The 25,983-nt window shown below is 66.0% G+C and carries 30 protein-coding genes and 2 tRNA genes; 10 read left to right on the forward strand and 22 right to left on the reverse strand.

Annotated elements, in window-relative coordinates; all coding sequences use genetic code 11:
* Positions 1 to 28: 28 nt before the first annotated feature.
* Positions 29 to 724 (reverse strand): DsbA family protein, encoded by a 696-nt coding sequence (locus tag WYO_RS12130; RefSeq protein ID WP_007562682.1) that lies wholly within the window; start codon positions 722 to 724, stop codon positions 29 to 31.
* A 580-nt stretch (positions 725 to 1,304) separates the two neighbouring features.
* Between WYO_RS12130 and WYO_RS12135 the strand changes: the two genes are divergently transcribed.
* From WYO_RS12135 to WYO_RS12145, 3 genes are read left to right on the forward strand one after another with little or no spacing between them, the layout of a single operon-like run.
* Entirely contained in the window at positions 1,305 to 1,973 is a 669-nt protein-coding gene (locus WYO_RS12135) for a c-type cytochrome (RefSeq protein ID WP_007562685.1), read from the forward strand.
* On the forward strand, positions 1,970 to 2,896 hold the full coding sequence (locus WYO_RS12140) for a c-type cytochrome (RefSeq protein ID WP_007562687.1): 927 nt from the start codon (positions 1,970 to 1,972) through the stop codon (positions 2,894 to 2,896). Before WYO_RS12135 ends, WYO_RS12140 begins: the two co-directional genes overlap by 4 nt.
* 32 nt (positions 2,897 to 2,928) lie before the next feature.
* Positions 2,929 to 3,699 (forward strand): hypothetical protein, encoded by a 771-nt coding sequence (locus tag WYO_RS12145; RefSeq protein WP_007562690.1) that lies wholly within the window; start codon positions 2,929 to 2,931, stop codon positions 3,697 to 3,699.
* A gap of 211 nt (positions 3,700 to 3,910) precedes the next feature.
* Here WYO_RS12145 and WYO_RS12150 read toward each other — a convergent pair whose 3' ends face one another.
* The 12 genes from WYO_RS12150 to soxC all read right to left on the reverse strand — a co-directional run bounded on the left by WYO_RS12150 (position 3,911) and on the right by soxC (position 12,524).
* Positions 3,911 to 4,819, reverse strand: coding sequence for a substrate-binding domain-containing protein (locus tag WYO_RS12150; protein WP_230367288.1), 909 nt, complete (start codon positions 4,817 to 4,819; stop codon positions 3,911 to 3,913).
* Between the two features lie 274 nt (positions 4,820 to 5,093).
* On the reverse strand, positions 5,094 to 5,609 hold the full coding sequence (locus tag WYO_RS12155; protein WP_007562693.1) for a heme-binding protein: 516 nt from the start codon (positions 5,607 to 5,609) through the stop codon (positions 5,094 to 5,096).
* The gene (locus WYO_RS12160) at positions 5,596 to 6,051 is read right to left on the reverse strand and encodes a hypothetical protein (protein ID WP_007562695.1); all 456 of its coding nucleotides are present in this window, start codon (positions 6,049 to 6,051) and stop codon (positions 5,596 to 5,598) included. Before WYO_RS12160 ends, WYO_RS12155 begins: the two co-directional genes overlap by 14 nt.
* 13 nt (positions 6,052 to 6,064) lie before the next feature.
* A complete protein-coding gene (locus WYO_RS12165) occupies positions 6,065 to 6,532 on the reverse strand; it encodes a hypothetical protein (RefSeq protein ID WP_007562697.1) in 468 nt (155 codons plus the stop codon).
* A complete protein-coding gene (gene soxB, locus WYO_RS12170; RefSeq protein WP_007562699.1) occupies positions 6,529 to 8,310 on the reverse strand; it encodes a thiosulfohydrolase SoxB in 1,782 nt (593 codons plus the stop codon). The genes WYO_RS12165 and soxB overlap by 4 nt, the downstream gene beginning before the upstream one ends.
* Positions 8,307 to 8,615 (reverse strand): hypothetical protein, encoded by a 309-nt coding sequence (locus WYO_RS12175; protein ID WP_007562701.1) that lies wholly within the window; start codon positions 8,613 to 8,615, stop codon positions 8,307 to 8,309. The genes soxB and WYO_RS12175 overlap by 4 nt, the downstream gene beginning before the upstream one ends.
* A gap of 8 nt (positions 8,616 to 8,623) precedes the next feature.
* Complete coding sequence (soxA, locus tag WYO_RS12180) at positions 8,624 to 9,484, reverse strand: sulfur oxidation c-type cytochrome SoxA (protein WP_007562702.1); 861 nt, start codon at positions 9,482 to 9,484, stop codon at positions 8,624 to 8,626.
* Positions 9,481 to 9,792: a thiosulfate oxidation carrier complex protein SoxZ gene (gene soxZ, locus WYO_RS12185; protein WP_007562704.1), complete on the reverse strand. Its 312-nt coding sequence runs from the start codon at positions 9,790 to 9,792 to the stop codon at positions 9,481 to 9,483. The genes soxA and soxZ overlap by 4 nt, the downstream gene beginning before the upstream one ends.
* A 28-nt stretch (positions 9,793 to 9,820) precedes the next feature.
* On the reverse strand, positions 9,821 to 10,309 hold the full coding sequence (gene soxY / locus WYO_RS12190; RefSeq protein ID WP_007562706.1) for a thiosulfate oxidation carrier protein SoxY: 489 nt from the start codon (positions 10,307 to 10,309) through the stop codon (positions 9,821 to 9,823).
* 13 nt (positions 10,310 to 10,322) lie between these two features.
* A complete protein-coding gene (gene soxX, locus WYO_RS12195; RefSeq protein WP_007562708.1) occupies positions 10,323 to 10,670 on the reverse strand; it encodes a sulfur oxidation c-type cytochrome SoxX in 348 nt (115 codons plus the stop codon).
* Between the two features lie 20 nt (positions 10,671 to 10,690).
* Positions 10,691 to 11,359 (reverse strand): cytochrome c, encoded by a 669-nt coding sequence (locus WYO_RS12200; protein ID WP_039902808.1) that lies wholly within the window; start codon positions 11,357 to 11,359, stop codon positions 10,691 to 10,693.
* A complete protein-coding gene (soxC, locus tag WYO_RS12205; RefSeq protein ID WP_230367287.1) occupies positions 11,343 to 12,524 on the reverse strand; it encodes a sulfite dehydrogenase in 1,182 nt (393 codons plus the stop codon). Before soxC ends, WYO_RS12200 begins: the two co-directional genes overlap by 17 nt.
* Before the next feature lie 331 nt (positions 12,525 to 12,855).
* On the opposite strand from soxC, the gene WYO_RS12210 reads away from it, so the two are divergent.
* Both WYO_RS12210 and WYO_RS12215 read left to right on the forward strand, forming a co-directional pair.
* Positions 12,856 to 13,182 (forward strand): metalloregulator ArsR/SmtB family transcription factor, encoded by a 327-nt coding sequence (locus tag WYO_RS12210; RefSeq protein WP_007562714.1) that lies wholly within the window; start codon positions 12,856 to 12,858, stop codon positions 13,180 to 13,182.
* A gap of 50 nt (positions 13,183 to 13,232) precedes the next feature.
* On the forward strand, positions 13,233 to 14,183 hold the full coding sequence (locus WYO_RS12215) for an MBL fold metallo-hydrolase (RefSeq protein WP_230367253.1): 951 nt from the start codon (positions 13,233 to 13,235) through the stop codon (positions 14,181 to 14,183).
* A 4-nt stretch (positions 14,184 to 14,187) separates the two neighbouring features.
* Here WYO_RS12215 and WYO_RS12220 read toward each other — a convergent pair whose 3' ends face one another.
* A complete protein-coding gene (locus tag WYO_RS12220) occupies positions 14,188 to 15,270 on the reverse strand; it encodes a YeeE/YedE family protein (protein ID WP_007562718.1) in 1,083 nt (360 codons plus the stop codon).
* Positions 15,271 to 15,446: 176 nt separating this feature from the next.
* Between WYO_RS12220 and WYO_RS12225 the strand changes: the two genes are divergently transcribed.
* Complete coding sequence (locus WYO_RS12225; protein ID WP_128754989.1) at positions 15,447 to 16,016, forward strand: hypothetical protein; 570 nt, start codon at positions 15,447 to 15,449, stop codon at positions 16,014 to 16,016.
* Positions 16,017 to 16,581: 565 nt separating this feature from the next.
* Here the strand turns inward: WYO_RS12225 and WYO_RS12235 are convergent.
* The 7 genes from WYO_RS12235 to WYO_RS29875 form a co-directional block, all read right to left on the reverse strand.
* Positions 16,582 to 17,298, reverse strand: a complete 717-nt coding sequence (locus WYO_RS12235) for a thermonuclease family protein (RefSeq protein WP_007562724.1) — start codon at positions 17,296 to 17,298, stop codon at positions 16,582 to 16,584.
* Between the two features lie 67 nt (positions 17,299 to 17,365).
* Positions 17,366 to 17,995, reverse strand: coding sequence for a hypothetical protein (locus WYO_RS30860; RefSeq protein WP_128754990.1), 630 nt, complete (start codon positions 17,993 to 17,995; stop codon positions 17,366 to 17,368).
* 47 nt (positions 17,996 to 18,042) lie between these two features.
* On the reverse strand, positions 18,043 to 20,286 hold the full coding sequence (locus WYO_RS29870; protein ID WP_007562729.1) for a KAP P-loop domain protein: 2,244 nt from the start codon (positions 20,284 to 20,286) through the stop codon (positions 18,043 to 18,045).
* 69 nt (positions 20,287 to 20,355) lie between these two features.
* Positions 20,356 to 20,640 carry a hypothetical protein gene (locus WYO_RS12245; protein ID WP_007562731.1) on the reverse strand — a complete coding sequence of 95 codons (285 nt, stop codon included), beginning with the start codon at positions 20,638 to 20,640 and terminating at the stop codon, positions 20,356 to 20,358.
* Positions 20,641 to 20,823 carry a hypothetical protein gene (locus tag WYO_RS30865; RefSeq protein ID WP_007562733.1) on the reverse strand — a complete coding sequence of 61 codons (183 nt, stop codon included), beginning with the start codon at positions 20,821 to 20,823 and terminating at the stop codon, positions 20,641 to 20,643.
* 157 nt (positions 20,824 to 20,980) lie between these two features.
* Positions 20,981 to 21,056, reverse strand: a tRNA-Ile gene (locus WYO_RS12250).
* A 69-nt stretch (positions 21,057 to 21,125) separates the two neighbouring features.
* A complete protein-coding gene (locus WYO_RS29875) occupies positions 21,126 to 21,620 on the reverse strand; it encodes a hypothetical protein (protein WP_081496967.1) in 495 nt (164 codons plus the stop codon).
* Between the two features lie 42 nt (positions 21,621 to 21,662).
* On the opposite strand from WYO_RS29875, the gene WYO_RS12255 reads away from it, so the two are divergent.
* A complete protein-coding gene (locus tag WYO_RS12255; RefSeq protein WP_007562734.1) occupies positions 21,663 to 22,733 on the forward strand; it encodes an IS630 family transposase in 1,071 nt (356 codons plus the stop codon).
* Between the two features lie 415 nt (positions 22,734 to 23,148).
* On the opposite strand, the gene WYO_RS12260 is transcribed toward WYO_RS12255, so the two are convergent.
* A tRNA-Glu gene (locus tag WYO_RS12260) sits at positions 23,149 to 23,224 on the reverse strand.
* A 127-nt stretch (positions 23,225 to 23,351) separates the two neighbouring features.
* Between WYO_RS12260 and cobU the strand changes: the two genes are divergently transcribed.
* The 3 genes from cobU to WYO_RS12275 are packed head-to-tail and all read left to right on the forward strand — an operon-like array spanning position 23,352 to position 25,950.
* Positions 23,352 to 23,885: a bifunctional adenosylcobinamide kinase/adenosylcobinamide-phosphate guanylyltransferase gene (gene cobU, locus WYO_RS12265; protein WP_039902831.1), complete on the forward strand. Its 534-nt coding sequence runs from the start codon at positions 23,352 to 23,354 to the stop codon at positions 23,883 to 23,885.
* Positions 23,882 to 24,484: a cob(I)yrinic acid a,c-diamide adenosyltransferase gene (gene cobO / locus WYO_RS12270; RefSeq protein WP_007562738.1), complete on the forward strand. Its 603-nt coding sequence runs from the start codon at positions 23,882 to 23,884 to the stop codon at positions 24,482 to 24,484. Before cobU ends, cobO begins: the two co-directional genes overlap by 4 nt.
* Before the next feature lie 23 nt (positions 24,485 to 24,507).
* Positions 24,508 to 25,950, forward strand: coding sequence for a cobyric acid synthase (locus tag WYO_RS12275; RefSeq protein WP_007562740.1), 1,443 nt, complete (start codon positions 24,508 to 24,510; stop codon positions 25,948 to 25,950).
* Positions 25,951 to 25,983: the final 33 nt, after the last annotated feature.

A 25,983-nucleotide genomic window follows, 5' to 3' on the forward strand; every position in this document is an offset into this window, starting at 1 on the left:
ATGTGGGGCGTTGTGGGCGGGGAATAGCTCAGCAAACCGGCTCGCCGCAGACGCGCCCCGCGGCGATGATCTTGGAAAGCGATTTCGATCCCGGATAGCCGGTGATCCCGCTGTTCCCGAGCACGAAGGCCGGGGTCGCCGACAAGCCCAGATCGGCGGCGGACTGCATCTGCCGGTTGAGCATCGTCTTGACCTCGGCGCTCTCAGCCCGCTGACGAAGCAGTTCGCGATCCACGCCGAGCTCGACGCCAATCCGCAGCGCGCGTTCGCCGTCGGCGGGTCCCGACATCGCCATCAGCCGTTGCTGGAGCGCGTATGCCAGGCTCGATCTCTTCAGGCTGAGCATCGCCAACGCGACCTTCGCCGACTCGACCGAGCGGGGCGAGAGGACAGCGTTGTTGATCAATCCCAGACGAAGATCGGGAGTCTGACGTAGAATCCGGTCGATGTCTTTGGCGGCGCCGCGGCAATAAGGACAGTTGTCGTCGTAGAATTCGTAGAGCGTCAGCGCGTCGTCGCGCGAGCCGGCCCAGATGATACTCGGAAGGCCGGCGAGCTCACCGGTCAGCTCGCCGGGCAATCTGGTGTTCCGGACCGGGCCGCCATCGTCGCCATGCAGGTCGTACCAGAAGTCGTCCGCCCAGGCAGAGGCATCGACGATGAGGGACCCCACCACGGCACCGAGGGCCAGCCGCAAAGTCTGTCGCCGGTTCGGAGGCAGCATGGAATTCACCCCTGGAACGCCTGCCGTCGGGTCGCGACAGCCACCGCTCAGCCGGGTGACCGGGAGGGCTGGTTGCCGAAGCGCCGAGACGTCGAACGGGGCTCGGCCTGCAAGCTTAAGTGACGCTTAAGTGAGGAGAGGGACGGGGATGACCCAGGTGTAGTCCCCGTGCGCCATGCGCGTCAGGATTCGACCATCGCGAGGCGAGTGCGGGCACCTGGGTCCTGGGGTGCTGCCAGCGGTATCCCGAAGGGGTCGGTCGCACAGGGTTGCAGAGATGGGCCTCTCCTTGCCAAGCGACCGGTCGGATGTCATCGGCCCGCGGCGAAGGTGGCTGGCTGCCGCAGGTCGCCAAAGCAGCGGCCGCCTCGTCGCATCTGCCCACGCAGTCGGCGGGTGTTCCGCCGAAGGTCAGCCCGTTCTCCAGGATCGGATCGTCTTCCACGACGAGGAGCGCATAGGTATTGCCTCAAGACGACGCTATCAGGCCGTCTTAAGCTTGGCTTAAGCGGAGCGGTGAGGCTGGCGAGATGTCTTCCGACCTGGCCGGAAAGTAAAACCGAAGACGCGGGAGGGGTCGATGGGACTGAAAGGCGGGAAAGCCCGCATCGCTCTCGGAGGGCTGATGGTCCTTCTCGCTGCCAGTCCAGCTTGCGCCATCGACGGCAGCGAGATCGCGCGGAACGGCACGCAGACCGGCGCACCCGCCTGTGCCGCGTGTCACGGGGATGACGGGGGCGGGAGCATCGAAGGTGGCTTTCCCCGCCTCGCCGGCCTCTCTGTCGGCTATCTCACGCACGAACTCGACAGTTTCGGCGACGGTAGCCGGGAGAACGAGACGATGGGCGCCATCGCCCAGGCCCTGACGTCGGACGAGCGACGGGCGGTCGCCGCCTACTACGCCGGACTCCCCGCACCGAAGGCGGCCGAGGCCTCTGCCCCGGACGGAGCCATATCTTCCCGCGGCCGAAATCTAGCGGAGACGGGCGATTGGTCGCGAGGAGTACCCGCCTGCGGACAATGCCATGGTCCGGCGGGACAGGGCGTCGGCGCCGCCTTCCCTGCGCTTGCCGGCCAGCCGGCCGCCTACCTCATGGCACAACTCTCCGCCTGGAAGACCGGAACACGCCACAACGATCCGCTCGGGCTGATGAAGGGGATCGCCGACAAGCTCAGCGACCAGGACGGGGCGGCCGTGTCCGCCTATTACGCCGCCCTACCGGCTTCACAGGTCGGAGACAGCCGATGAGCCTCACGAGACACGGCGCGGCGTCGCTGGCGACTGTCCTGGCCCTCGGACTTACCTTGGCCTTGCCGCAGATCGGCGCGGCAGGGGCCGATCGAGAGGGGGCTGTCCCCCCGTTCGTACCGCCGCCGGATTCGGCGATCCCCGATGACGACCTCGGCAAGGTCATCCGGCTCGGCGAGCACATTTTCCACGATACGCGCAACCAGGCTCCAGCCTTCGTGGGCAACGATTTGCGCTGCACGAACTGCCACCTTGACCGAGGCCGTCTCGGCCACTCGGCCCCTCTCTGGGCCGCCTACGTGACGTATCCGGCCTATCGCGCCAAGAACCGGCACGTGAACACCTTCGCCGAGCGGCTTCAGGGCTGCTTCCGCTACAGCATGAACGGCAAGGCGCCGCCGCTCGGCGATCCCGTTCTGGTCGCGCTGGAAAGCTACGCCGCCTTCCTCGCCCACGGCGCTCCCGTGGGGGTGAAGCTTCCGGGCCAAGGCTATCCGAAGCTGACCAAGCCGAAAGGCCTCGACATCCCCCACGGCCGGGAGGTCTACGCTGCGAAATGCGCACTGTGCCACGGGGAGAACGGCGCGGGCCAAGCGAGTTCTGACGGGACGCTCGTCTTCCCGCCACTCTGGGGCGGCAGGTCCTACAACTGGGGTGCGGGGATGAGTTCCGTCGTCAACGCGGCGGGCTTCATCAAGGCCAACATGCCCCTCGGCCAGGGCAACAGCCTGACCGATGCCGAAGCCTGGGACGTGGCGGCCTACATCGACAGCCGCGAGCGCCCGCAGGACCCACGCTTCACCGGCGACCTCGCCGCGACGCGCGCCGCCCATCACGACAGCCCTTACGACTTCTACGGGCAGACCGTGGACGGCGTGACGCTCGGCGCCCAGTCCTCGCCCGCTGGGACGGTGGCGCGCTGATCCGTCGTCGGGGTCAGACAGGAGGGACTAAGATGAATCCTGAACGCCGCACGCTTTTTGCCCTCGGTGCCGGTCTCGCGGCGGGGCTTGCCGAAGCCCGTTCCGCCACGACAGCCGGCGCCGCCGAATCGCCGGAGGGTGCGCGGACCTTGGGCGCGCTCTCGGAGTGCTTAGCGAAGGCGCCCCGGCGTCGCGAATTCAAGTCCGTTCCAATGATCCTTGACCGGCCCGACCTCTGGGATCACGAGGCCCTGTCGGCGGTGATTGCCTACCGGGGCGGCCCGCGGCAGGTCTGGGACAACACCGAGATCGGCGGGCCCTGGCTCAACCTGATGCGCAACGCCCTGAACAATCAGGTCTGGTCGTTCCGACACCCCGATTTCCTGGCGGCTTCGGCAACGCACGGCTCGGCCAACATTGCCCTCTACGACCAGGCGATGTGGGACAAGTATCAACTGACGAAGCTCGCTGGCGAGGCCTTCGCAATCAACACGCTGATCGTGGCCAAGAAGGCGGCGCAGGCAGATGCCGCCAGTTTCGAGGATCCGGCGGGCGTGTTCTCGCCGGAAAACAATTCCATCCCCGCGCTGATGGCCCGGGGCGTCGTGTTCCTTTCCTGCCACAACGCGATCTGGGAGCAGGCGGCCGCGCTCATCAAGCGCGACCTCAACCCCGACAAGCTATCGCACGACGCACTGGCGGCAGAACTCACGAACCACCTGATCCCAGGCGTGGTGCTCACCCCCGGGGCCGTCGGCACGCTGCCCGAATTGCAGCAGGCTGGCTTCCATTACGCGAAGTGAGGCGCGCGATGCCTGGGACAGCCGTGCTGGCGCTCGTCGGGCTGCTCACCCTTGCCTGGGCCACGGAGGCATCGGCGACCAGGCGGCCGATACGCTCGTCGGAGGCGGTATACTTGGAAAACGCCTTCGCCCACGAACTTTGTTCCAGGGACGACCGGAGCTTGAAAGCGCTCAACCGCGCTCTGGCGCGTAGCGCCCGACCCAGGGCAGCTCAGGGTCGATATTCGCCGAAGCCGTAGCGGGCAAAGATCGCCTTGGCCTCGTCGCTCATGAGGAAGTCGAGCCAGAGCTTCGCCTCGGCGGGATGGATGGCGTCCTTGACCACCGCGCCGGCATAGATTCCCGTGGCATTCTGGTCGGCCGGAATGTCGACGCGCCCAGTCGGCAATCCAGCCTGTTCCTGGAAGATTGTTTCGGAGCGCCACGTCATGCCAGCCTCGGCGCGCCCGTGCATCAGCCAGACGGGCGTCTGCCGGTGATGCATTCTGGTCAGCAGGGTCGTGCCGTCAGCGACCTTGGTCTCGTAGACCGCCTTTACCAGTGCGTCACCGCCCGCCTTGGCTAAAGCGGCCTTGATCTGGCGGGCCACGCCTTCGAATTCTGGGTTCGGCATGGCGAGCTTGAGGCCCGGCCGGGCGAGATCGGCCAGACCCTTCACCCCGGCCGGGTTGCCCCTGGGAACCATGATTGCGAGCTGGTTCGTGGCGTAGATCGTCGGAGGGCCGACGAGCTCGCCGGCCTCGATCAGACGCCTCACGGCCATGAGCCCCGAGAAATAGGCATCGGGCTTAGCCGTCCAGGTCATGTTGCCGACGGTAATGCGCCCGCCGGCCTTCATCTGCCGCGCGAGGAGCCCAGGCGGGATGGTCTCGTAATAGATGCGGCCCTTGAGATCGGTGTGTTTCGCCTCGAAGGCCGCCACCAGCGGTGCCATGGCAAAGAAGTAATTGCCGCCGACATAGAGCACGAGGCGAGCATTCGTAACATCGCCGTGGAAGTCGGCGAGGTTGTCAGCTTCCTTGACCGTAAATTCCAGGCCCTTGTCCTGGGCGGGGTTGTTGGCGCCATTCTGCCAGGGCGGTAACCGGTCGACAGAGAGTTCTGAAGCGTAGCCCGGCATCACTTGGACGCTCGTCGCGCACGCCATCGCAATCAGGGTGCGCCATCCTGCTGAGAGCATTGGTTCCTCCGTTGGCGGCTTCGCGCCGTCAGCGTCAAACGAACGTCGATGCCTTGCCATGCCTCAAGACGATGGGACGATAAGGATCCGAACGGAAAAGTCCTTCGGCGGGTGTAGGGTGGAGCGCTGCAAGATGCCCCGCTGCTTTGCCATTGAACTCTCTGGAGGGGATGAAGTCTTCGAAAGTCGATGACGACAACAAGGTCCGGTCGCCTCAGAAATCCAGCTTGTCCCGCACAGCTTCGATGCCGGCGGCGGCGCAGGCATCGTCCTTGTCGCCCCCCGGCGCGCCGGATACGCCCACCGCGCCGACGATGCCCCCACCCGCCTCTATGGGCAGGCCGCCGGCCATGGCGACCACGTTCGGCAACCGGCCGAGGCCGGCATCGAGGCGCTGCGTCGCGATGCCTTTGGCGAACTCCGCCGTGGTGCTGCGGAAGCTCAGTGCGGTGTAGGCCTTGGACGAGGCCGTGGTCGCCGAGGGCAGGCCGGCGAAGCGGTCGCGCAGCAGCACGAGCGGCGCACCGAACCGGTCCATGACCACGACCGCCACCTGAAGCCCGTCCTCCCGGCACCGCTTCAAGGCAGCCTGGGCGATCTCGAAGGCGATGTCGGGTGAAACCGACTTGTAGGTGACGAGCGCCTCCTCTGCCGCGGCCGGGCGGACGAGGAACAGGCTCGCGAGGGCGACGGAGACCGCGCGCCGGCTGATCACCTTACGGCCGTACATAGCTCCACCCCTGCTCCTGCCGCTCCATGACCTGCACCACACCGGATGGGACGATCGTCGCCTGCGGCAGCAGCGTGATCGGATGGCCCTCGGCCCTCTCCATGGCGGTCTTCGTGTTGTTGCAGGCCGAGAACTGGATCTTCGACGGGAAGCCGTAATCGGCGAAGTGCGCGATCCGGTCGGCCACGGTGGACTTGTCGGCCCGGTACATGGCGAGGCCCGGCCCGAAGGCGACGATGTCGATCTCCACCTCCTCGTTCTTGGCGCGGTAGTAGTCGACGACGTTGGTGGCGTTGTTGAGCGTCAGGTTCATCGTGGCCGGGTCGGCCGTGTCCACCTGGAACACCACGCGGTGCTGCTTGCCCGCTTCGGCGGCTGAGACCGGGGCGGCGGCGAGCCCGGCCAGCAGGAGCAGGATCAGGCGTCGGGCGGGCTGTCGCATGGCGGATCCCCGGTCAGGGCCGGACCAGGATGTACCCGGCCTCGGCGAGCGTCATGAGTTGCACCACCCCAGCCTCGACCGGGATGGCGTGCGGGTTGAGCGCCGGCCGTTGCCCGGTCTCGCGGGCGATGGTCTCGACGGTGTTCAGGCACAGGTCGAAGCGCACGCCCTGCGACACGAGACTGTCGACCGCGCTCCTCCGGGGACTCTCCGCCCGCAGGAGGTCGATGCCGGGGCCGAAGGCGACCACCTCGATGGCGACCTTGTCCGGTCCATAGGCCTTGAGCACGTTGTTGGCGACGCTGAGCACGAGGTCCTGCCGGTGCGGCTCGCGCTCGGAGAGCTGCAGGGCGAGGCGATGCTCGGCGAAGGCCGATACCTCCGGCGCCGGGCCGCCGCCGACGGTTCCGGCCGCTTGTGCGGCGACCGGAGCCAGAGCTGCGCCGAGCAGCAGCCTGCGCGGGAGGCCGAACCGGCTCACGCCGCTCCGCCATAGCCGGGATTGCCCGCGACGCCACCGACCTCGACCGGCTTGTCGGCAGACAGGGTGGCCCTGCCCGAGCGCCCGAGATGGGCCTCCAGAACCTCCCAGACCGGCTTGCCCTCCTGCGTGTTCACCGAGGCCCAGCCCGCCACCTTGTAGGTTCTGGCCGGATCGAGGGGGGCGCCGCCCGTGAGGGTGAGGTTCGAGAGTCGCTTGCCGCTCTCGGCCCCGGGCTCGCAGCGATAGCTCAGGCCGCCGACGCGGACCATGTCACCGCCCTGCTGATAATACGGATCCGGATTGAAGAGGTTGTCGCAGACATCCTCCAGGATCGAGCGGATCTGGGCGCCGGTCATCGGCTGGACGTAGACCTCCGAATAGGTCGTCGCGGTCTGGGCCAGCACGTCGGCAGCCGTGATCTCGCCGCCGGCGAGCGTCGTGGTGCCCCAGCGAAAGCCCGGCGACAGGGAGATCTCCGCGTCGAGCTGCCCGCGCAGGGCGTCGCAGAGCAGATGGTCCATCGTGCCGGTGAAATTGCCCCGGCGGTAGAGCAGGCCTTCCGCGGTTGCGACGCGCCGTCCGAACGCGGCCGCGTGCGGGGCTTCGAGGGAGGCGATCAACGCCTCCATCTCGGCATCGGGCTTCAGGAGGTCGGCGAAGACCGGGAGCAGGCGGTAGCGGATGCCCCGCAGAGAGCCCGGGGCGAGGTCGAGATCGACCACCGCCAGGAACTTGCCGTTCGAGCCGGCATTCGAGACCAGCGTCTTGCCGCCGGAGTTCTCCACCGCGACCGGCTCGGGCACCGCGTCGTGGGTGTGGCCCCCGAGGATGAGGTCGATACCGGAGACGCGGCTCGCGAGCTTCAGATCGACATCCATGCCGTTGTGGGAGAGCAGCACCACGGCGTCGACCTTCTCCTTCCCCCGGAGGTCGTCCACCAGGGCCTGGAGTTCGTGGTCGCGGATGCCGAAGGTCCAGTCCGGCGTGAAGCGCTTCGGGTGGGCGATCGGCACGTAGGGGAAGGCCTGACCGATGATCGCCACGCGGCGGTCGCCGAACGCCTTCACGGTCGCCGGCTTGAACACCCGGCCGGACGCGGAATCGAAGGCCGGCGCCTCGTTGAAGGCCGCCTCCTCCGTGAGGAACACATTCTGCGCCAGGAACTCGCCCTTGAACCGGTCGAGATTGGCCCGAAGCCCATCCTGCCCGTAGGTGAACTCCCAGTGGCCGGTCATGGCCTCGATGCCCAGGAGATTGGCTGCCTCGACCATGTCGGCGCCCTTGCGGGCATTCGAGAGGCCGCTGCCCTGCCAGAGGTCGCCGCCGTCCACGAGCATGGCATGGCCGCCGGGCGCCTCGGCGCGCAGCCGGCCGACGAGGCTCCGCAGATGCGCGAATCCGCCGAGCCGGCCGTAGCGCTTCGCGCCCGCCTCGAAGTCGAGATAGGTGAAGGCGTAGCCCTCGCGGCTGCCGGGGGCGATGCCGAACCGCTTCAGGAACGCCTCGCCGACAAGGTGGGGCGGGCGGCCACGCATCGCACCGATGCCGATATTGACGCTCGGCTCCCTGAACAGGACCGGCCGCAGCTGGGCATGGGTGTCGGTCATGTGCAGGAGGCGGGCATTGCCGAACGGCTGCAGCTCGTAGAGGCCGGCGCCCGTGTCCTGCGCCAGGGCGCGGCGCCACAGGAACGGCAGTGCCAGGGCGGCGCCGCCGGCCTGGAGGAGTTGCCGCCGGCGCAGGCCGGGGCTCGATGCGTCGAGGTCGCGCGTCATCGGATCACCGCATCCTTCCAGGCGGTCTTCTCCCGCTCGGTCTGGTCGATGGAGGCGCGGGCCAGCGCCTCGGCTTCCTTCGCCTTGGCGAGGGCCTCGTCGGTGCGACCCGCCTCGCTCGCGGCCTTCGCGGCGGCGAGTGCCGTCGCCGTGGCGGGCCACTGGTTCTTGTTGGCGGCGGCCTTGTCGGACAGCGCCTTGGCCGCTGCATAGGCGTCGTTCGCTTCCTGCGCGTTCGCCGCCAGGGCGGCCGAGCCCGGGAGCAGAAGGAACACGAGGACCACGCGCGCGAATGCCGAGATCATGCCGGACCTCACGGACGCGCACCGGGGCCGGAGATCGGCAGCCCGTTGCTCATGAAGGAGAGGAAATAGTCGACGTCGCGATAGAGCGGGTCGTCGGGCGCCAGCGGGGTGCCGCGGACCTGGCTGTTGCAGGACATGTAGCGGCGGGTCGCCGTGCCCATCCCGCCCCATTCGGAGCGGTAGATCGGCAGGGCCGCGGTAATGCCGAGCGCTGGCGCCAGAACCTCGGCGCGGATGCGGCGGCCGGGATTCTGGACGTGGCAGCTCGCGCAGGAGAAGTTGAGCTGCCCCCGGCGGGTGTAGAAGTACTGCTTGCCGGCCTCGTAGGCCGCGAGCGCCCGCGGATCGTCCGGCACCGTGATCGCGAAGGGTTTTCCGCGCGAGGTGAACGCCATGTAGGCGGTCACGGCGGCCATGTCGTCCTTCACGTATGAATAGGGCGTCTCACCGTTCTCGGTAAGACAGCGGTTGACCGCGTATTCGAGCGTGACGACCTCGCCGAGCTTGGCGTCGAAGCGCGGATAGGTCTGGCGCACGCCGATCCCGCCATTCTCAAAACAGTCGGCAAAGGTCTTGCCGTTCTTGAACGGCGTCTCGAACAGTTCCTTGCCCTTTTCGACGGCGAAGTCATAGGGAGGAAACTCTTCTTTCTCTTCCCATTGCTTGCGCATGCCTTCGTCCATCGAATACGGCCCGTTCACGAAGTCCTCGTGCTTCACGTTCGGGAATTTCTCGTAGAAATAGGCCTGGAACGCCTTCATATCGGCCTTCGGATCGACGGCGTCGGCGGCACGCGCCCCGGCGATGCCGCAGACGGCGAGGCCGAGGACCAGGGCGAGCCCGGCCGCCGGGGCGTGGCGGGCACTCATCCGATCTTGGCGACGGACGAATCCGTCTTGCCCAGATTATCGGTCCAAGTAACCTTGAGCTCGTCGCCCTTCTTGGCCCCGGAGAACTTGAACTTCAGGTACGGGTCCTTGGAGACTGCCGGCCCCCAGAAGGCGGTGAGCACCACCTTGCCGTCATGCTCGAAGGTGACGGTCTCGATGTAGTGCGGAGGGATCAGCTCCCCCTTGGCATCCTTCACATAGCCGGAATCCATGGGATGCTGGATGAGCGACTGGACATCGGTCTGGTCGCCGCTGGCGGTCGCGCGCACGCGGATGGTCGATGGCATCTGTGTTCCTCCCGTCGTGTGATCGTCGTCAGCCGCCGCAGCCACCGACCGTGACCTTCACTTCCCTGGTCGCGCTGTAGAGCTTGCCCCCGGCCTCCACGACGGCGATGACCGGCGTGGTCTTGGCCATCTTCAGGCGGCTCGCCACGGTGGGCGGCGTGCCGGGCGCGAACTTGTACAGGGCGGCCAGCGCGCTCGGGTTCTCGGCGACGAGGATCGCGATCGCGGTCACGTCCGGCAGGTCGGTGCTGACCGACACCGGCACGACGGCGCCGTTCTCGGCGATCTCGGGCGCGTCGAGCTTCACCTTGTCGGAGGCCGTGGCGGCCTGCCCGAACAGCGTCTTCACGGCGTCCGCCTCGCCCTTCTGCTTGAAGGCATCGGCGGGATAGGCGGCCGCGGTACTGGCCGAAGCCCGGAGCGGGAAACCGAAGCCGGTCGCCGCCAGAACGCTCCCGAGACCCGCCGCCCGGAGGACGAAGCGACGGTCGAACATCTTGCTGTCATAGGCAGCCATGACGGCCTCCCTTTCAGTACGAATAGAGGTACTCGACGACGGACCGGATCTCCCGGTCGGAGAGGAGCAGGTTCCGCCCGAACGGCGGCATCACCGTCGCCGGGTTGCGCAAGGTCTCGTCGCGGATGATCGCGACGACGTCCTCGCGGTTCGGGTAGCGCTCCTTCAGGCCCGCCAGCGATGGGCCGATATTGCCCGGCAGGTCGCCGCCGGGAATTGCGTGGCAGGACAGGCAGTTGCCCCGGCCGCGGTCGAACGCGATGGCCTTCCCCTCGGCCGCATCGCCCTGCGCCAGGGCGGCTCCCGCCGGGGCGAGGATCAGGGCGGCGGCCAGGAGTGCCGTGACGGGATGCCGGCGCATGGGGGCCTCCTTCGGGGACGTCATTTCGGCTGCATGTCGTCGAGGGGCCCCGTGGTGCGCGGGGTCAGGGTCTTGCCCTCGGCGGTCGAGGTGATGGTGACCGCCTTCGGATCGCGGCAGTTGCTCATGCACGGCTCGGCGCGGGTGTCGGGCCGCGGATCCTCCCAGGTGAAGTTGTCGTGGTTGGGCATCCCGACCTTGGGCAGACTGTCCTTGTCGGCCACGAAGTCGCCGGGAACGAGGTTGTTGAGGTTCAGGATGTAGGCGGTGAGCGCGTAGACCTCGTCCGGCGCAAGGCTGCGCGGGTTCGGGAACGGCATCGCCCGGCCGATGTAGTCGTAGAGGGTCGCCGCGAAGGGCCAGTAGCTGCCCACCGTCGGCTCCGGGCGGTCCGCCTTCAGGGTGCCTTCGCCACCCGCGAGCTTCGGCCAACGGTCGACACCCTCGCCGAAGGTGCCGTGACAGGCGGCGCATTTCTCGGCGAAGACCTCGCTGCCCTGATCGACGCTGCCCTTGCCGGCCGGAAGGCCGAGGCCGTCCTGCCCGCGCACGTCGATGTTCCAGGCGTCGATCTGCGCCTGGGTCGGGCGCGTGCCGTAGCCGTAGAGAGGCTTGTCCCCGGCCAGGGCGGGGCCTGCGAGCGCGAGGAGCGCGCCGACGGCGAGAAGGGCTTCAAGCGGTCTGGACATCGAACACGCTGCCATCCGGCTTCACCTGCCAGGTCTGGATCGAGTTGTTGTGGTAGACGGAATTGACGCCGCGGATCTTGCGCAGATCCGCGATGGTCGGCTGCACGTAGCCGGTCTCGTCGATGACCCGGGATTCCAGCAGGGCTGGCTTGCCGTCCCACTGCCAGGGCAGGGAGAACCGGGTCAGGGCCTTCGACAGGACCGGCTCATGCAGGGTGGCGGCCTGCCAGTTGACACCGCCGTCGAACGACACGTCGACCCGCTTGACCTTGCCGTTGCCGGTCCAGGCGAGGCCGCGCACCTCGTAGAGACCCGGCTTGCCGAGCGGTTTCTCGGGGCAGGGAAAAGTGATGACCGACTTGGCGTCGATGCTCCAAGTAAAGCCCCGGGATTTTCCGTCGGGCATCAGGTCGGTGTACTTGGAGGTCTCCTCGCGGGTGTACCACGGCTGGTCGCCGATCTTGATACGGCGAAGCCACTTGACGCTGACATTCCCCTCCCAGCCCGGCACCACGAGGCGCAGCGGGTAGCCTTGCTCGGGCCGCAGCGCCTCGCCGTTCTGGCCGTAGGCGATGAGGCAATCGTCCAGGCACTTGGACAGCGGGAGAGACCGGTTCATGTGGGCGCCGTCCGCGCCCTCGAACATCACCCACTTGCCCTCGGGCTTCACGCCGACCTCCGCGAGCAGCGTCGCGAGCGGCACGCCGGTCCATTCGGCGCAGGAGATCATGCCGTGGGTGAATTGGAGGGAGTTGAGCTGCGCCGCGCGCCACTCCATGCCCCCATTGGCCGGGCACTCGATGAAGTGGATGCGCGAGACGGACGGGTAGCGGACGATGTCGCTCATGGAGAGCAGCAGCGGACGCTCCACGAGGCCGTGGACCATCAGGCGGTGCTGCTCCGCGTCTACGTCGGCCCGGCCGGCATGGTAGCGCTCGAAGAACAGGCCGTTGGGCGTGAGGATGCCTTTCAGGTCCTGGATCGGCGAGAAGCTGATCGAGGATTCGGTGCCCGCCGTCAGCCAGGGCACATTGCGGCGGATCACGCCCGCTTCCTGCGCGGCGGGCTGGCCATAGGGCTTGTCCACGACGCCGGCCCCGAGGCTCTGCGACCAGGGATATTCAGCCGGCGGCCCGGCCTCCCCGGCGCCGGCCAGAGTGGGCAGCGCTGCCCCGCCGGCCCCGACCGCCGCGAGGCGCAGGAAACTCCGGCGACCAGGGGAATGGGCAAGAGATCGCGTCGACGCTCCGCCCCGCGGCGTGCGCCCGTCAGCCCGGTTCGTCACCGGCTTCCTCCCGAATTGACCGGCTTCTGCCGTTTCACTAGGGCTAGCCAGCCGTCTTCTATCAGTCAATACTAAAGTTAGAAAAACCTGATATACGGATCATCGCGGTGCTGTGGCGGTCTGCTGACTGGCCAGGGCGCCGCGTTCAGGCAACCATGGCGACACCTTCCCCCTGCCCAACGCGATTGGGCCAAGCCGGTTTTGCGAGACCATGCAGGCGACGACGATCGACGAGACGACCCTGGATGCCTTCGCGGAGCAGGCCGCTGAGGCGGTGCGCCTGTTGCGCCTGCTCGGAAACGAGCACCGGCTGATGATTGCCTGCTTGCTGATCGTGCACGGGGAACTGTCTGTCGGCCAATTGGTCGAGGAGCTTCGGCTCAGCCAGTCCGCCCTGTCGCAGCATCTTGCGCGGATGCGGGAGGATGGGGTGCTGACATTCCGGCGGGAGGCCCAGACGCTCTACTACAGTGTCAAGGACCCGAACGCCGTCGCGGTGATTGGGCTCCTGAAGCAGCTCTACTGCAAGGACCTGTAGGGATGATCCGGCGGGCCGCATTGATCCTGGCTGTCCTGCTCACAGGGTCGGTGTCCGCTTCTGATTACGCGCCGATCAGCAGGCCGCTCACCGTCGCGCAGGTGCCTGGCGAACCGGTCTATTACAGCCTCGGAAACACCGGCGTGCCGAGCCAAGCCAACGAGGGCAACACCTCGAATGGCGGCTTCGTGGTCACGGCTGACGGAGTGGTGGTGTACGACGCCCTCGGAACGCCGAGCCTCGGCTGGGCGCTCCTCGAGCAGATCCGGAAGGTCACGGACAAGCCGGTGCGCTACGTCGTGGTGAGCCACTACCACGCCGACCACATCTACGGGCTGCAGGCGTTCAAGGACCATACCGGCGCCGTCGTGATCGCTCAGGAGCGGGCCGCGGAGTACCGCGAGAACGACGAGACTGCCGACGAACGGGCCGACGCCCGCCTGCGCCAGCGGCAGGGAGCGCTTTCCCCCTGGGTCGACGAGCACACGCGGATCGTGCCGCCCGACATCACCTTCGCCGAACGGGTGACCCTCACGCTCGGCGGCAAGCGCTTCGTGCTGCTCTATGCCGGGCCCGCCCATTCGGCGAGCGACATGATGATGATGGTCGAGCCGGACGGAGTCCTGTTCGCCGGCGACATCGTCCAGAATGGCCGCATCCCGCACATGAACAGCGACGACGTCGATACCGGCCGCTGGCTGGCGGCCCTGAAGCAGGTCGAGGGATTGAAGCCGCGCTTCATCATCCCCGGTCACGGCGAGCCTTCGACCGAGGCGGCGAAGGCCATCGCCTTCACGGCGGGCTACATCGCCGATGTCCGGCGGGTCATGAAAGCGGCGGTCGACACCTGGACCGATTTCGACGTCGCATATCGGGCCGCCGACTGGTCGGCCTACGACACGCTCCCGGCCTTCACCGCCAACAACCGTGGCAACGCCTACCGGATCTTCCTGGAGCTCGAAGGCGCGAATTTCGGCGACGGCAAGAAGCCCGAACCCTAGGCGGTCATACCTGCCGCTCCACCAAGTAGTAGAGGCCGACACGGCCGCCGAGGGCGATCGACGCCAGGGCGATGGCCGACCCGATGGACAGCGTCGCGATCCCGGTGACGCCCTGGCCGATGGTGCAGCCCAGCGCCGTGATGCCGCCGGTGCCCATCAGGAACGCGCCCACGATGTGCCGCCGCAACTCGCCCACATCGTCCGGGGCCTCCCAGCGGAAGCGCTGCGCCTGCCGCGCCTCGATGAACGCCCCCATCAGCACGCCCAGGACTGAGGTGATCCCGAAATCCACCTGCATCCCGGAGGCCAGCATCGCGAAGAGCACGGTGTCGCCGACCGGCCGGGCGAAGCTCAGCGACAGCGGCCGCTCGGTCCCGAACGCATCGAACCCGGCGAAACCTGTCGCCCACCAGCCCGCGGTCACACACAAACCGATGACGACCGCCGCCGCCGCGAGCTTCCGGTCCTTCCGGAAGGCTTCATCCGCGAGGGCGTAGCCCGTGAGGAGGGCGGCGCAGGCGACTGCGAGGATCATCGATGCGGGTGGCCCGACGCCGAGCAGGTCCGGAAGGAGTTGCAAGCGCCCGCCGGGTATCGCCACGTAGAAAGGATCGATCGCTTTCACCCGCACGACGGCGGTGAGCCCGCGCATCGCCATCACCGCCGAGACGGCCGCGACGAGGAGAGCGACCAAAGCTTTCAGATCCCCGCCGCCGAGCCGCAGGAGATTCCCGAAGGCGCAATTGCCGACGAGTGCCATGCCGAACCCGAAGGTGAGGCCGCCGAAGACCAAGGGGCCGAGTTCGAGTTGGGATGAGGCGTACAGCGTTCGGTGGAGTTCGAGCCCGTTCAATTGAAGGCCATGGACCCCGACCATTGCCACGGCAATGGCCAGCGCCCAGGCGCGCAGACGCCGTGTATCCTGCCCATAGACGGCATCTTCTAGAGCACCGAGCGTGCAGAAGCGGCCGCGCCGCGCTGCAAAACCGAGCGCAAATCCGATGCCGAAACCTAGGGCCGCACGAATGAGATGCGGCTCCATCATTCCTCCCATCGCCTCGCCGAACTCGATCGGCTCGGGGCTCATTGAGCTCAAGAAGCTTCAAGGCTCGGCTTAAGGGAAGCTTATGAGGCTGCTTGGGAGGAACACTCAGCCGCGAATCCATAGGATCAGAAGGCTGTCCTCCGATGGTGCGGGCGTTCGCGAAATGCGGTCAACGCCCTCGCACATGAATACCCGGCGGTTGCTACGCCTGCTTTCAGGTGGTTGTCCTGATCAGTCAGGTGGCCGCTTCGGGCAACGCCTCTATGATTGTCGGCGGAGGCTACGTGGCATCGAGATATGCCTCATACAAGATTGCAACCGGCTTCGGTCTCGCTGCTGAGATCGGTAAGCGCCAGGGCATTGGTACGATCACACCGGTGCCGATGCCGAAGGACGGCCCAGTCGCAGCCAAGTCGCCCGACGGCGAGCCCCGCCTCATAAAGGGCCTCGACGGCAAGGAAGGCCTCGACCTCGGCAACGCCACGATGAAGATGCCGGACGGGTCGGTCCGGTCGATCACCCGCAGCGGGTTAGAGATCCCTGACCTGTCGCCGGGTGGCCTGAGCGGGGGCGGCAGCAGGGCCGACATGCAGGCCGCTGCGGACCGCATGCACGCGGCGGCGGAGCGGTTCGAGAACGCCAGCTTCCACGGCCAGATCGATATCACGGGTCTTCGCCGGAGTGGCGTTCGGGCGACGGCCGTGCGGGTGCGTAGCCGTGGCGGCCTGACGGCCGACATGGGCATCTCAGAGCCCGGTGCGAAGGAAGACCTGAGCGACCGGACCTGAGGGAGGGGTCATGACGTTGAACATTACCGCCCAGATCCCGGGCCGGCCGGCGCGGCCTGAGCTGCAGGTGATCAGGAGTGAAGGCGCTAAGCTGACTGCGTCCTACCGTCGGAACCCGCGTGGACCTGTCGCCCTTGCGGGCACTGTCGGATCAATCTCAACTTTCAGGATGTAGAAGCGGAACGGGACCGGGCCGCTCGTCCGCTGAACCTCGTGAGAGACGCTGCGCACATACCCGCGCAACCCTCGGCCTTGATCGGACACCTCGATCGCGGACCCGACTGCAGGCACGGGGATCGGCGTCGCCTGTGCGTTCAAGGTGATCTGGTCGGCCCCCTGATAGTAGATCGCGAAGTAGGCGACCTCCTCTGCCTGGGCGCAGCTAGCGAAGGCCAGGAAGGCGGCTGCGGCAACTGCGATTCGCATGACGATCTCCAAGCCACCAGAGATTGTCGCTCTCGCGCTGTGGTTGTCTAGGCTCGCGGTGATCGTAAGCAGGGGATAGGGCTCGAGGGATCGGCACAGGGCCGATCAGCGGCTCCAATTGCCCCGACAAGAGACCCGGTCAGCCGCGCGGCGCCCGCCAACCCGCCGCCTTCGCTTCGTCCTCGCTGCAGAACATTCGCTCGCCGGAGCCTGCGTCAATGACGGTCCGGTCGTAGTCTCGGGTACCGGGCAGATGGTAGATCTTGTCGCCCTTGCGCGAGATGTTGCCCTTGATCGCGCAGGCGGCCTGTATGGGCGCCGGCGTGGCTGCCGGAGGCCTCTCCATCTCCGGCCGGGTATCAACGCCGCTGGCGCGCTTGGCACGCCTCCAGTCCGAAGGCGGATCAAACGTGCCGGCCCATAGGCCGCGCTTCAGTGCCCTCGCGCTGGTCTCGACCCCGACGTAGTCGCGGGAGTAGCGCTGGTAGGCTGTGGCATAGCCCTGGCTCACCATCCAGGCGTTCAGGTCCTCCTCGCCCTTCCGGCACACGGCAACAGTGCGGCCGTACTGGTCGGTGTCGCGCGGCTCGCATGAGATGTTCGCCTCGCCTATTCGGTCCGCTAGGGCAAAGGCCGCTACCTGGCCGCAGCGGTAGGATTTGCCGGCCGCGTCCTGACAGAGCTGCGCGCTCTCCGGAGCATCGATGCCGTGCAGGCGGATGCGGGTCCCACGGATCACGACCGTGTCGCCGTCGGTGACGGATGCACGGCCCACGATCGGCTCGGCGGCCAGGGTCGGGCCGGTGAGCAGCATGAGGGCAGCAAGGGCGTGGCGCATCTGCGAGCGATAGCGCATCTTTGCCCGCGGGTAAGCCAGTCTCGTAGGTCGCGCGGCGCAGCGCCACGGAGAGTCCGCGAGCGGACTAATCTGCTGCCCAGCACGCCTCCCGCTCGCCGAGATCCCTGACCGCACCTCGTTGAAACGAACTGCCGGTCCAGACGATCTCCTCGAACTTGCAGCGCTCATCCGCGATATAGCGAGCGGCAATCAGCCGACTGTTGACCTGGTATTTCATGTCGAGCGACAGCTGATCCTCGCCCCCGAGAGGTGAGTCGAACACCCTTCCAGTCTGCACTTCGACCACGGGCACGAACACGCATCCGGCACCGCAGCCGATCGGCACAAGGGCGAGGTGGCCCGCGAAGTTCGGACCGGCCCTGGCGCCGGCCAAGATGCGGGTTCGATATGAGGCATGCCGGCGGTCACGGCCTCGGAAATCCGGGAGTCCGATGGGTCCGCGGTATGGAACGGCTGCATAGGCGGCGAAGTCCGGCGTCTTCGGCTTGGTCGCCGCGGTGGGAGCGCTGGGCGCTGCCTGAGCCGCCGGCTTCGAGACATCGTCGAAGCACCGCAGACGGAGCAGCGAGTCCTTCACGTCCCGGCAGGCGGCAATGTCCGACGCGCTCTGTGCGTGTGCCCCACCGGTAGCGACGATGAGAGCGAGGGCTGCGAGGACTGTGCGCATCGGGGCAGGATAGCTGAGCTTCGACAACCGGCAACCTATTCAACGACGTCGTGCTGGGCCGCGGTAGACGGTGGTCAGTCTTCTTCGCCATCGCCCTGCGGAGATGATGCCGAAGCTTCAGCGGCTGCTCGTGTAGCTAACAAACTCGCCAAGCCTGTGCGAAGCGTCTTGATCCTTGACCGCTCATCTTCTGTGAGATCAGGATCGTCCACATGCTTTTCTGCAGCAGTATGAAGCTGAGAAACATCATAAAATTTTTCCTTTGGCGCCTCGTGCATTGAGTACCGGCGAGGATTCGATCCTACAGTATGCCCTAGAATGCCACGGCAAATTTTCGCCAAAAAGCGACCATCGGCCAATGAAGATGCCGAAATCCATGATCTAACTTTCTTATCATTGTCGTTGAATGCCCAAACTTCGGAAATATGGAAATAGACCGGTTCGTTGTAAATTTCTCCACTCTCGATACTCTCTTCGATATGCGTTGATAATATGCCATGCAATTGTCGAACCAGATTTTCGTCGAGAGTATCTTCTCTAGTATGTCCATCAATTTTTATAAGACCTGCCTCCGCGGCACGCCAAACCCAAAATCCAGCAGCAAAACAGAGCGATGGTCGAGACTCGAATAACTTGATTAGTCGATCTTTAAATTCCTCACTCCTGTTGAGCTTGCAAATTTCTAACAACAAAAGGGATGCATTGGCCTGAGGTCCAAGCATAAGCGCGCCAACGTCTTTATCAATGCTCAGTATCACCTCCCCGAAATCAAATATTGCCTCCAACAGATTAATGGGAGCGCTGTTTTGTGAGGCTTCATGTAAACGAAAACGCAAATCCTGGAAATACTCACCAATAGGAGGTCGATTCGGACTTGCCTCACGAGAGAATATGCCCCGCATGATAGCTAGCTGTTCTGCTCGAGTAGTCTGATGAGATAGCGCGCGCTCAATTATTTTGACTGATATGCTATCATCAGGAATGTGAAGACCGAAATAGGCATCGTATCCCTGCTCAGATCCAATACCTCGCCGGTTCACAACTCGAACATGCGTCTCTGAATTGAGTGCAAAAATGTGCTTTTTCTCAAACAATTTTGTCATCGAAGGGATCAAAAGGCACAGAAGCCTCGCATTTCGTTCTTGACTGGAAATCGGAAACAAAGACATGAATGCGTCTCCAGCTTTCGCCTTTCCCGTGTCCGTTGCCATATCCCAGTTGCCAGTACCGAATATTGACTCTCGATTGCCCCTTATCCAATCGAATAGATCTGGCTCAAATAAGCGAACTCCTTCCATCGCCAGCACATCCTGCGGATCAATCTCATTTTCAATCGCCGGCCAAGTAAATTTTACAGCGTTTGAAAGTCTGGCAACATCTCGTGGATATCTTATCCAATTATGCACACCGTCCACCACTATACGATACCATCTGTCGCTCTGTGAAATATTTCCGGTTAGAAATCCTATTTCAGTGTCTAGCAAGGACAGTAAAGCATTTCGGCTAGGCTTAGGTAGCTCGATTTCCTGTTGTATGATTTTCTCGGCGAATCCGGGGCCGAATTTCTCCGATTTCCGACCATCATCAAGAGCCGGCCAAACAATGTTCCGATCATAGGCCAACAAATATACAACGTGAGGCAATCGCCCTAACGTCTTGACCATTTGCATAATGGTTCGAATTTCGTCCTTTGTGAGCCGATCAAGATCATCAATGATCACTAGGAATTTTTCGTCCTGATCGACAATGCGCTTTCGCAGCTTTTCGTAGGCAGACTGAAGGGAAGGCTCTGCTAGCCATTCATCTATTTTACTCGCACCGCCTTTCTTGGCCGCCTCACTGGCGAATTTGATCCCGATGCCGGCCAGAGTTCCGACCCCAGGAGCGAGGATGCTCCCTATGGCAGCTGCGGCATCGACAACCGGATCGACGTTCTTCCGCAGCGCACGCAACCCTGCCTTCCGTCGCTTAGCCCAAGCGTCCTTCTGATCCGCAAGTTGCTCAGTGATGATCTTGAAGAATGACTCGATGAGGTCCTGGTGACCGGAGACAATCCATGGCCGAAAATCGATCACGTGGATCGGTTTCTTGCCTTCCTCAAGTTCTTCATTGTGCTTTTCGATAAAGGCTTGAACGAAATTGAGCGCGGTCGACTTTCCGGATCCCCAAGCGCCCTGTAGGCCAATGACATAGCCGTTTGGGGCATCGACCTCTAAGATCGAGTCCGCCAGCCGTTTGGCGAAAGGCGCGAAGCCCAGCCGGTCTTCGGTCCATGGGTTCTCTTTGGGGTTGTCGTCAGAGAACTGAGGTCGGGACATGCTTCGAATGCGCTTTCCTAAGCACTGCCCTTCGGCCGCTCTCGTTGATAGAGATCGCGTCGGCGTCGGTCAGTGTGTGATGGTTTCGATGCTACGGCGGTAGCGCTCCATGCCCTTCTCGTCCGGCATCGCGCCTTCGTGCTCGCACTCTTGCTTGTGGCGCTCGAAGACGCACTTCGAAGTCGGCGGCGATCCACACACCTTGTCGAGCTGCTTGTAGCTGACGCACCGGCCGTTCGGCCCGCGGAAGCCTGGGCCGCCCTTGCAGCCGCAGCCGGTGCACTGACACGCGGCGGCCGCAGCAGTGCAGGAGATCAGCAGGAGGGCAGCGGCCAGAACGCGGCTCGTCCTCATCTACGAGGACGCTTCACTCTCGCGGGCCAGCCGCATCGCACGTAACTTTGCTGTCCGCTCGTTGACGGCTCGACGTTCCGCCTCGACCTCCGCCCAGACTTCGTTCGCTTGATCGTACCTGTCGGCAGCCTTTGCCGCCTTCGTCTCGCGGTAGCCTTGAACGTGGCTGGGGCTCTCGGACATCGGCGCTCCTCGCAACCTGTGGGCGAGTGACCTAGGGCGTATTTCCACTAAGTCAGTACGCAAGACGCTCTAGGTTGCATCGGATGCCGCTTTCCGTGGTCGCACCCGCAGCCCCTCGCCGTTCTCGTCGATGAAGATGACGCCGGCGGCTTCGATATGGTGGGCCCGGCAGGACTCGAACCTGCAACCAGACCGTTATGAGCGGTCGGCTCTAACCATTGAGCTACAGGCCCCCGAGCCCGCATAGCCTTCGCTGTCCTGCAGGCGCAACCTGTCAACAGAGCAGCGCAAGACTGGCGAGGCTACTCGGCGGCCTCAGCCTTTTCGCGGTCTTCATGATCGTCTTCAACAGCGCCTTCCTCCGCTGCGCTCGCCGCCGGAGCACCGGCCCGGTACTTATCGCCCTGCCGCTCTAATTCGCCGCTGTTAGCCATCACGCTGAGGTACGTGTTCAGGGTGGTGGCCGCCACGTCTGTCAGGCGCTCGCTGATCTCGGCGTGCGTCAGACCCTCAGAACCAGCTTCCTCAAGGAGCGCCTTTAACCGCCCCTTGGCAGAGTTGGCGCGCGGTCCCCGGGGGCCACGGCTACCACGAGGCCGGTCCACGCTCGCTGGCGCGCGACGACGAGTTGACAGATCGTCGGCAGGCTCGTCCAGCGGTGTGCCTTCCACGATAGATGCAAGTGACCGCTCAGCGAGACGGAGCTTCGTCAGCTCGCCGCTCACGCGCTCGTACTCAGCCTCAAGGCTCTCGCGCTGGTGCCTAACGTTGGCCAAGGCCCTAGTGCATTGACGCATTCAGAGGATTCACAAGGCGCGTGAGGCATGCGAGTCTGAGGCATGGCTCAGACTGTCTGCGTGATCCCCAGCGCCGCCGACCTGGCGCGCCTGTCCGCCATCGTCGTCGATCGGGCCCGGCCTCTCAAGCACATCCAGCGCGCCCGCATCGTCCTGCTCTCGGCCGAACGCCTCTCCGTCCTCGACGTCGCCCACCAGGCCGGTGTCAGCCGGCCAGCCGTCTGGCGCTGGCAACAGCGCTACGCCGAAGAAGGCGTCGAGGGCCTCTTGCGCGATAAAACCCGTCCGCCCGGCAAGCCGCCTCACTCCACCGACACCGTCGCCGAGGTGCTCGCCCTGACCTGCTCCGAGCCGCCCGGTGAGGTCACTCACTGGACCGGCCGCGCCCTGGCGCAAGCCATCGGGATCTCCTTGCGGTCGGTCCAGCGCATCTGGGATGCCCACCGCCTCCAGCCGCATCGGGTCCGCAGCTTCAAGCGCTCCAACGATCCGGCCTTCGCCGAGAAGGTCGAGGACATCGTCGGCCTCTACATGGATCCGCCGCGCCACGCCGTCGTGCTCTCGCTCGACGAGAAGAGCCAGATCCAGGCCCTGGAGCGCACCCGCCCAAGCCGACCCGTCACGCCAGGTCGTCCCGAAACCCAGACCCACGATTACGTCCGTCACGGCACCACGACGCTGTTTGCCGCGCTCGACGTGCTGGAGGGCACCGTGATCGGCCGCTGCATGCAGCGTCACCGCCACGACGAGTTCCTGCGCTTCCTCAACACCATCGAGGCGGCGGTGCCGGCCGGCAAATTGATCCACGTGATCCTGGACAACTATGCCACCCACAAGCACCCGAAGGTACGGGCCTGGCTAGCCCGGCATCCGCGCTGGATCTTCCACTTCACCCCGACCTCGGCCTCATGGATGAACGCCGTCGAGGGCTTCTTCTCGGCCCTGACCCGGCGCAGGCTGAAGCGGGGCAGCTTCAGCGGGATCGTCGACCTTCAGGCTGCGATCAACCGCTACATTGCCGAGCACAACGACAGGCCGAAGCCCTTCGTCTGGACCAAGCCGGCCGCCGCCATCCTCGATGCCGTCAATGGCAACGCTGCACCATCCGAATGAGTCAGTGCACTAGCGAGCGTGTCGTCATTTGCCATCGGTGACTCAACTTCTTCCTTCTTGGCGCTCGGGATCAGAGGCGCAGTCGCAAACCGTATCATTGCACTCCCCTGGTCCTCGCGGTGCTCAACGTGACGCCTGCCCGGAGCCTCTCAACGTCGCGCGGCATGCTGCCACACTCCGTTGATGCGATCTTTCGGTCAATTGGCTCCGCCGTGGCTCCGGGACCAACCACCAACGACAGCGGCATCGTGGTCGTGTGAAACCGCGAGGTTCCCGCCACTGCCTGGCCGGCCACGCTAGCAACGTCTCTCTCGTCGACGCGCGCTAGCTACAGCCACACCAGCCGTCGAACCCAAGCTATGTGAGACCGGAATGTGAGCCGCGCCAGCAAATTCAGCTAAGTGCTTGATTTTGTTGGCGCGCCCTACGGGAATCGAACCCGTGTTTTCGCCGTGAAAGGGCGACGTCCTGGACCGCTAGACGAAGGGCGCTTTGGCTAGGCCGGGGTTCTATAGTCGGCGGCGGCGCGTCCGGCAACCGTCGATCCGCATGGTAGCGCGGGTTTGACCGCGGGACGGGTTGGGGCGATGGAGGGGCATGGTGCAGATCCCGCCCCGCATGACCCTCGTTCTCGGCGGGGCGCGTTCCGGCAAGAGCGCCTACGCGGAGGGGCTGATCGAGGCCTGTCCCGGACCGTGGCTCTATCTCGCCACCGCCCAGGCCTTCGACGACGAGATGGTCGCGCGCATCGCCCAGCATCGGGCCCGGCGCACCGGATCCTGGCAGACCCGCGACGTGCCGCTCGCCCTGCCGGAGGCGGTGGCGGCGGCGGCGGGGCCCGTCCTGGTCGATTGCCTCACGCTGTGGCTCACCAACCTGATCCTGGCGGAGGCCGATGTGGCGGCGGCCGTCGCGCAACTGCTTGCCGCCTGCGCGCAGGCACCGGGGCCGCTGGTGCTGGTCGGCAACGAGGTCGGGCTCGGGATCGTGCCGGACAACGCGCTCGCCCGCCGCTTCCGCGACGAGGCCGGGCGCCTGCACCAGCGGCTCGCCGCCCGGGCCGACCGGGTGGTGCTCACCGTGGCCGGCCTGCCGCTGGTCGTGAAGCCCCAAGCCCCCCTTCAAGCCCCCATCTCCGGAGCCTCCGCATGAGCGACGACGCGACCCGTCATCGGGAGAAGATGGAGAAGCGCAAGGCCGTGCAGGACGCCGAGGTGGCGGCCAAGACCCTCGAGAAGGGTCTGCTGATGGTCCATACCGGACCCGGCAAGGGCAAGAGCACCGCGGCGCTCGGGCTGATGCTGCGGGCGCTCGGCCGCGGCTGGCGGGTCGGCATGGTGCAGTTCATCAAGGGCGGCTGGGATACCGGCGAGCGCCACGCGGTCGCGGTCTTCGGCGACCGGGTCGCCTGGCACACGCTGGGGGAGGGGTTCACCTGGGAGACCCAGGACAAGGCCCGGGACATCGCCGCCTGCCGCCACGCCTGGGCCGTGGCCGAGGGCCTGATGGCCGATCCCACGATCCGCCTGCTCGTCCTCGACGAGCTCAACATCGCCCTGCGCTACGATTATCTCGACCTCGACGCGGTGGTCGCCGCCCTCACGCGCCGCCGGCCGGACCTGCACGTGGTCGTCACCGGCCGCAACGCCAAGCCGGACCTGATCGAGGCCGCCGACCTCGTCACCGAGATGGGCAGCGTGAAGCACCATTTTTCCGCCGGCGTGAAGGCCCAGGAGGGGATCGAGTTCTGAGCCCGCCCCCGAAGAAGGCCCTGATGATCCAGGGCACCGGCTCCGATGTCGGCAAGTCGCTGCTCGTGGCGGGGCTGGCGCGCGCCTTCACCGAGAGGGGTCTGCGGGTGCGGCCGTTCAAGCCGCAGAACATGTCGAACAACGCCGCCGTCACGCCGGGTGGCGGCGAGATCGGCCGCGCCCAGGCGCTCCAGGCCCGGGCCGCCCGGGTGCCGCCCTCGGTGCACATGAACCCGGTGCTGCTCAAGCCCCAGAGCGAGATCGGCTCCCAGGTGGTGGTGCAGGGGCGGATGGTCGCCACCGTGAAGGCGCGCGACTACCAAGCCTGGAAGCCGCGGCTGATGCACGCCGTCCTGGACAGCTTTTCGCGACTGACGGACGAGGCCGACCTGGTCCTGGTCGAGGGCGCGGGCTCGGCCTCGGAGGTGAACCTCCGGGCCGGCGACATCGCCAATATGGGCTTTGCCCGGGCTACCGACACGCCGGTGGTGCTGGTCGGCGACATCGACCGGGGCGGCGTGATCGCCAGCCTCGTCGGCACGAAGGCGGTGATCGACCCGGAGGACGCCGCGATGATCGCCGGCTTCATCGTCAACCGCTTCCGGGGCGACCCGAGCCTGTTCGCCGACGGGATGCGGCTGATCGCCGAGCGGACCGGCTGGGCGCCGCTCGGCCTCGTGCCGCACTTCCCCGAGGCCGCGCGCCTGCCGGCCGAGGACGTGCTCGGGCTCGCGGGCTCCGGGCCGCGCCCGGCCGGGACCGTCACGGTCGCGGTGCCGGTGCTGCCGCGCATCGCCAATTTCGACGACCTCGACCCGCTCCGGGCCGAGCCCGGGGTGTCGGTGGTGCTGGTGCGCCCCGGAACGCCGATCCCCGCCGAGGCCGCCCTGGTGCTGCTGCCGGGCTCCAAGACCACGATCGACGATCTCGACGTCTTCCGGGCCGAGGGCTGGGACATCGACCTGCGGGCCCATGTCCGGCGGGGCGGGCGGGTGCTCGGCCTGTGCGGCGGCTTCCAGATGCTGGGGCGCAGCCTCGCCGATCCGCACGGGATCGAGGGGGCACCCCGCACGGTGCCGGGGCTCGGGCTCCTCGACGTCGAGACCGTGATGACACCGGACAAGCGGCTGGCCGCGGCCACCGGCACGAGCCTGCCCGATGCGGTGCCGTTTACGGGCTACGAGATGCATATCGGCGCCACGCACGGCCCCGACGCGGCCCGGCCGCTGCTGCGCCTCGCCGACGGGCGCGTCGACGGGGCGGTCTCGGCGGACGGGCTGGTGGCCGGGACCTACGTCCACGGGCTGTTCGCGCACGATGCCCAGCGCGCCGCCTGGCTCACCCGCCTCGGCACGGTCTCGGAGGGGGCGGGCTACGAGGCCGGGGTCGAGGCGGCGCTCGACGGCCTGGCGCGACACATCGCGGCCCATGTCGACTGCGACCGACTCCTGGCGCTTGCCCGGTAGGCGAGGGCCGGGCCAGGGATTACTCTGTGTAAT

It is taken from the genome of Methylobacterium sp. GXF4, assembly GCF_000272495.1.
In the GTDB taxonomy this organism is placed as follows: domain Bacteria; phylum Pseudomonadota; class Alphaproteobacteria; order Rhizobiales; family Beijerinckiaceae; genus Methylobacterium; species Methylobacterium brachiatum.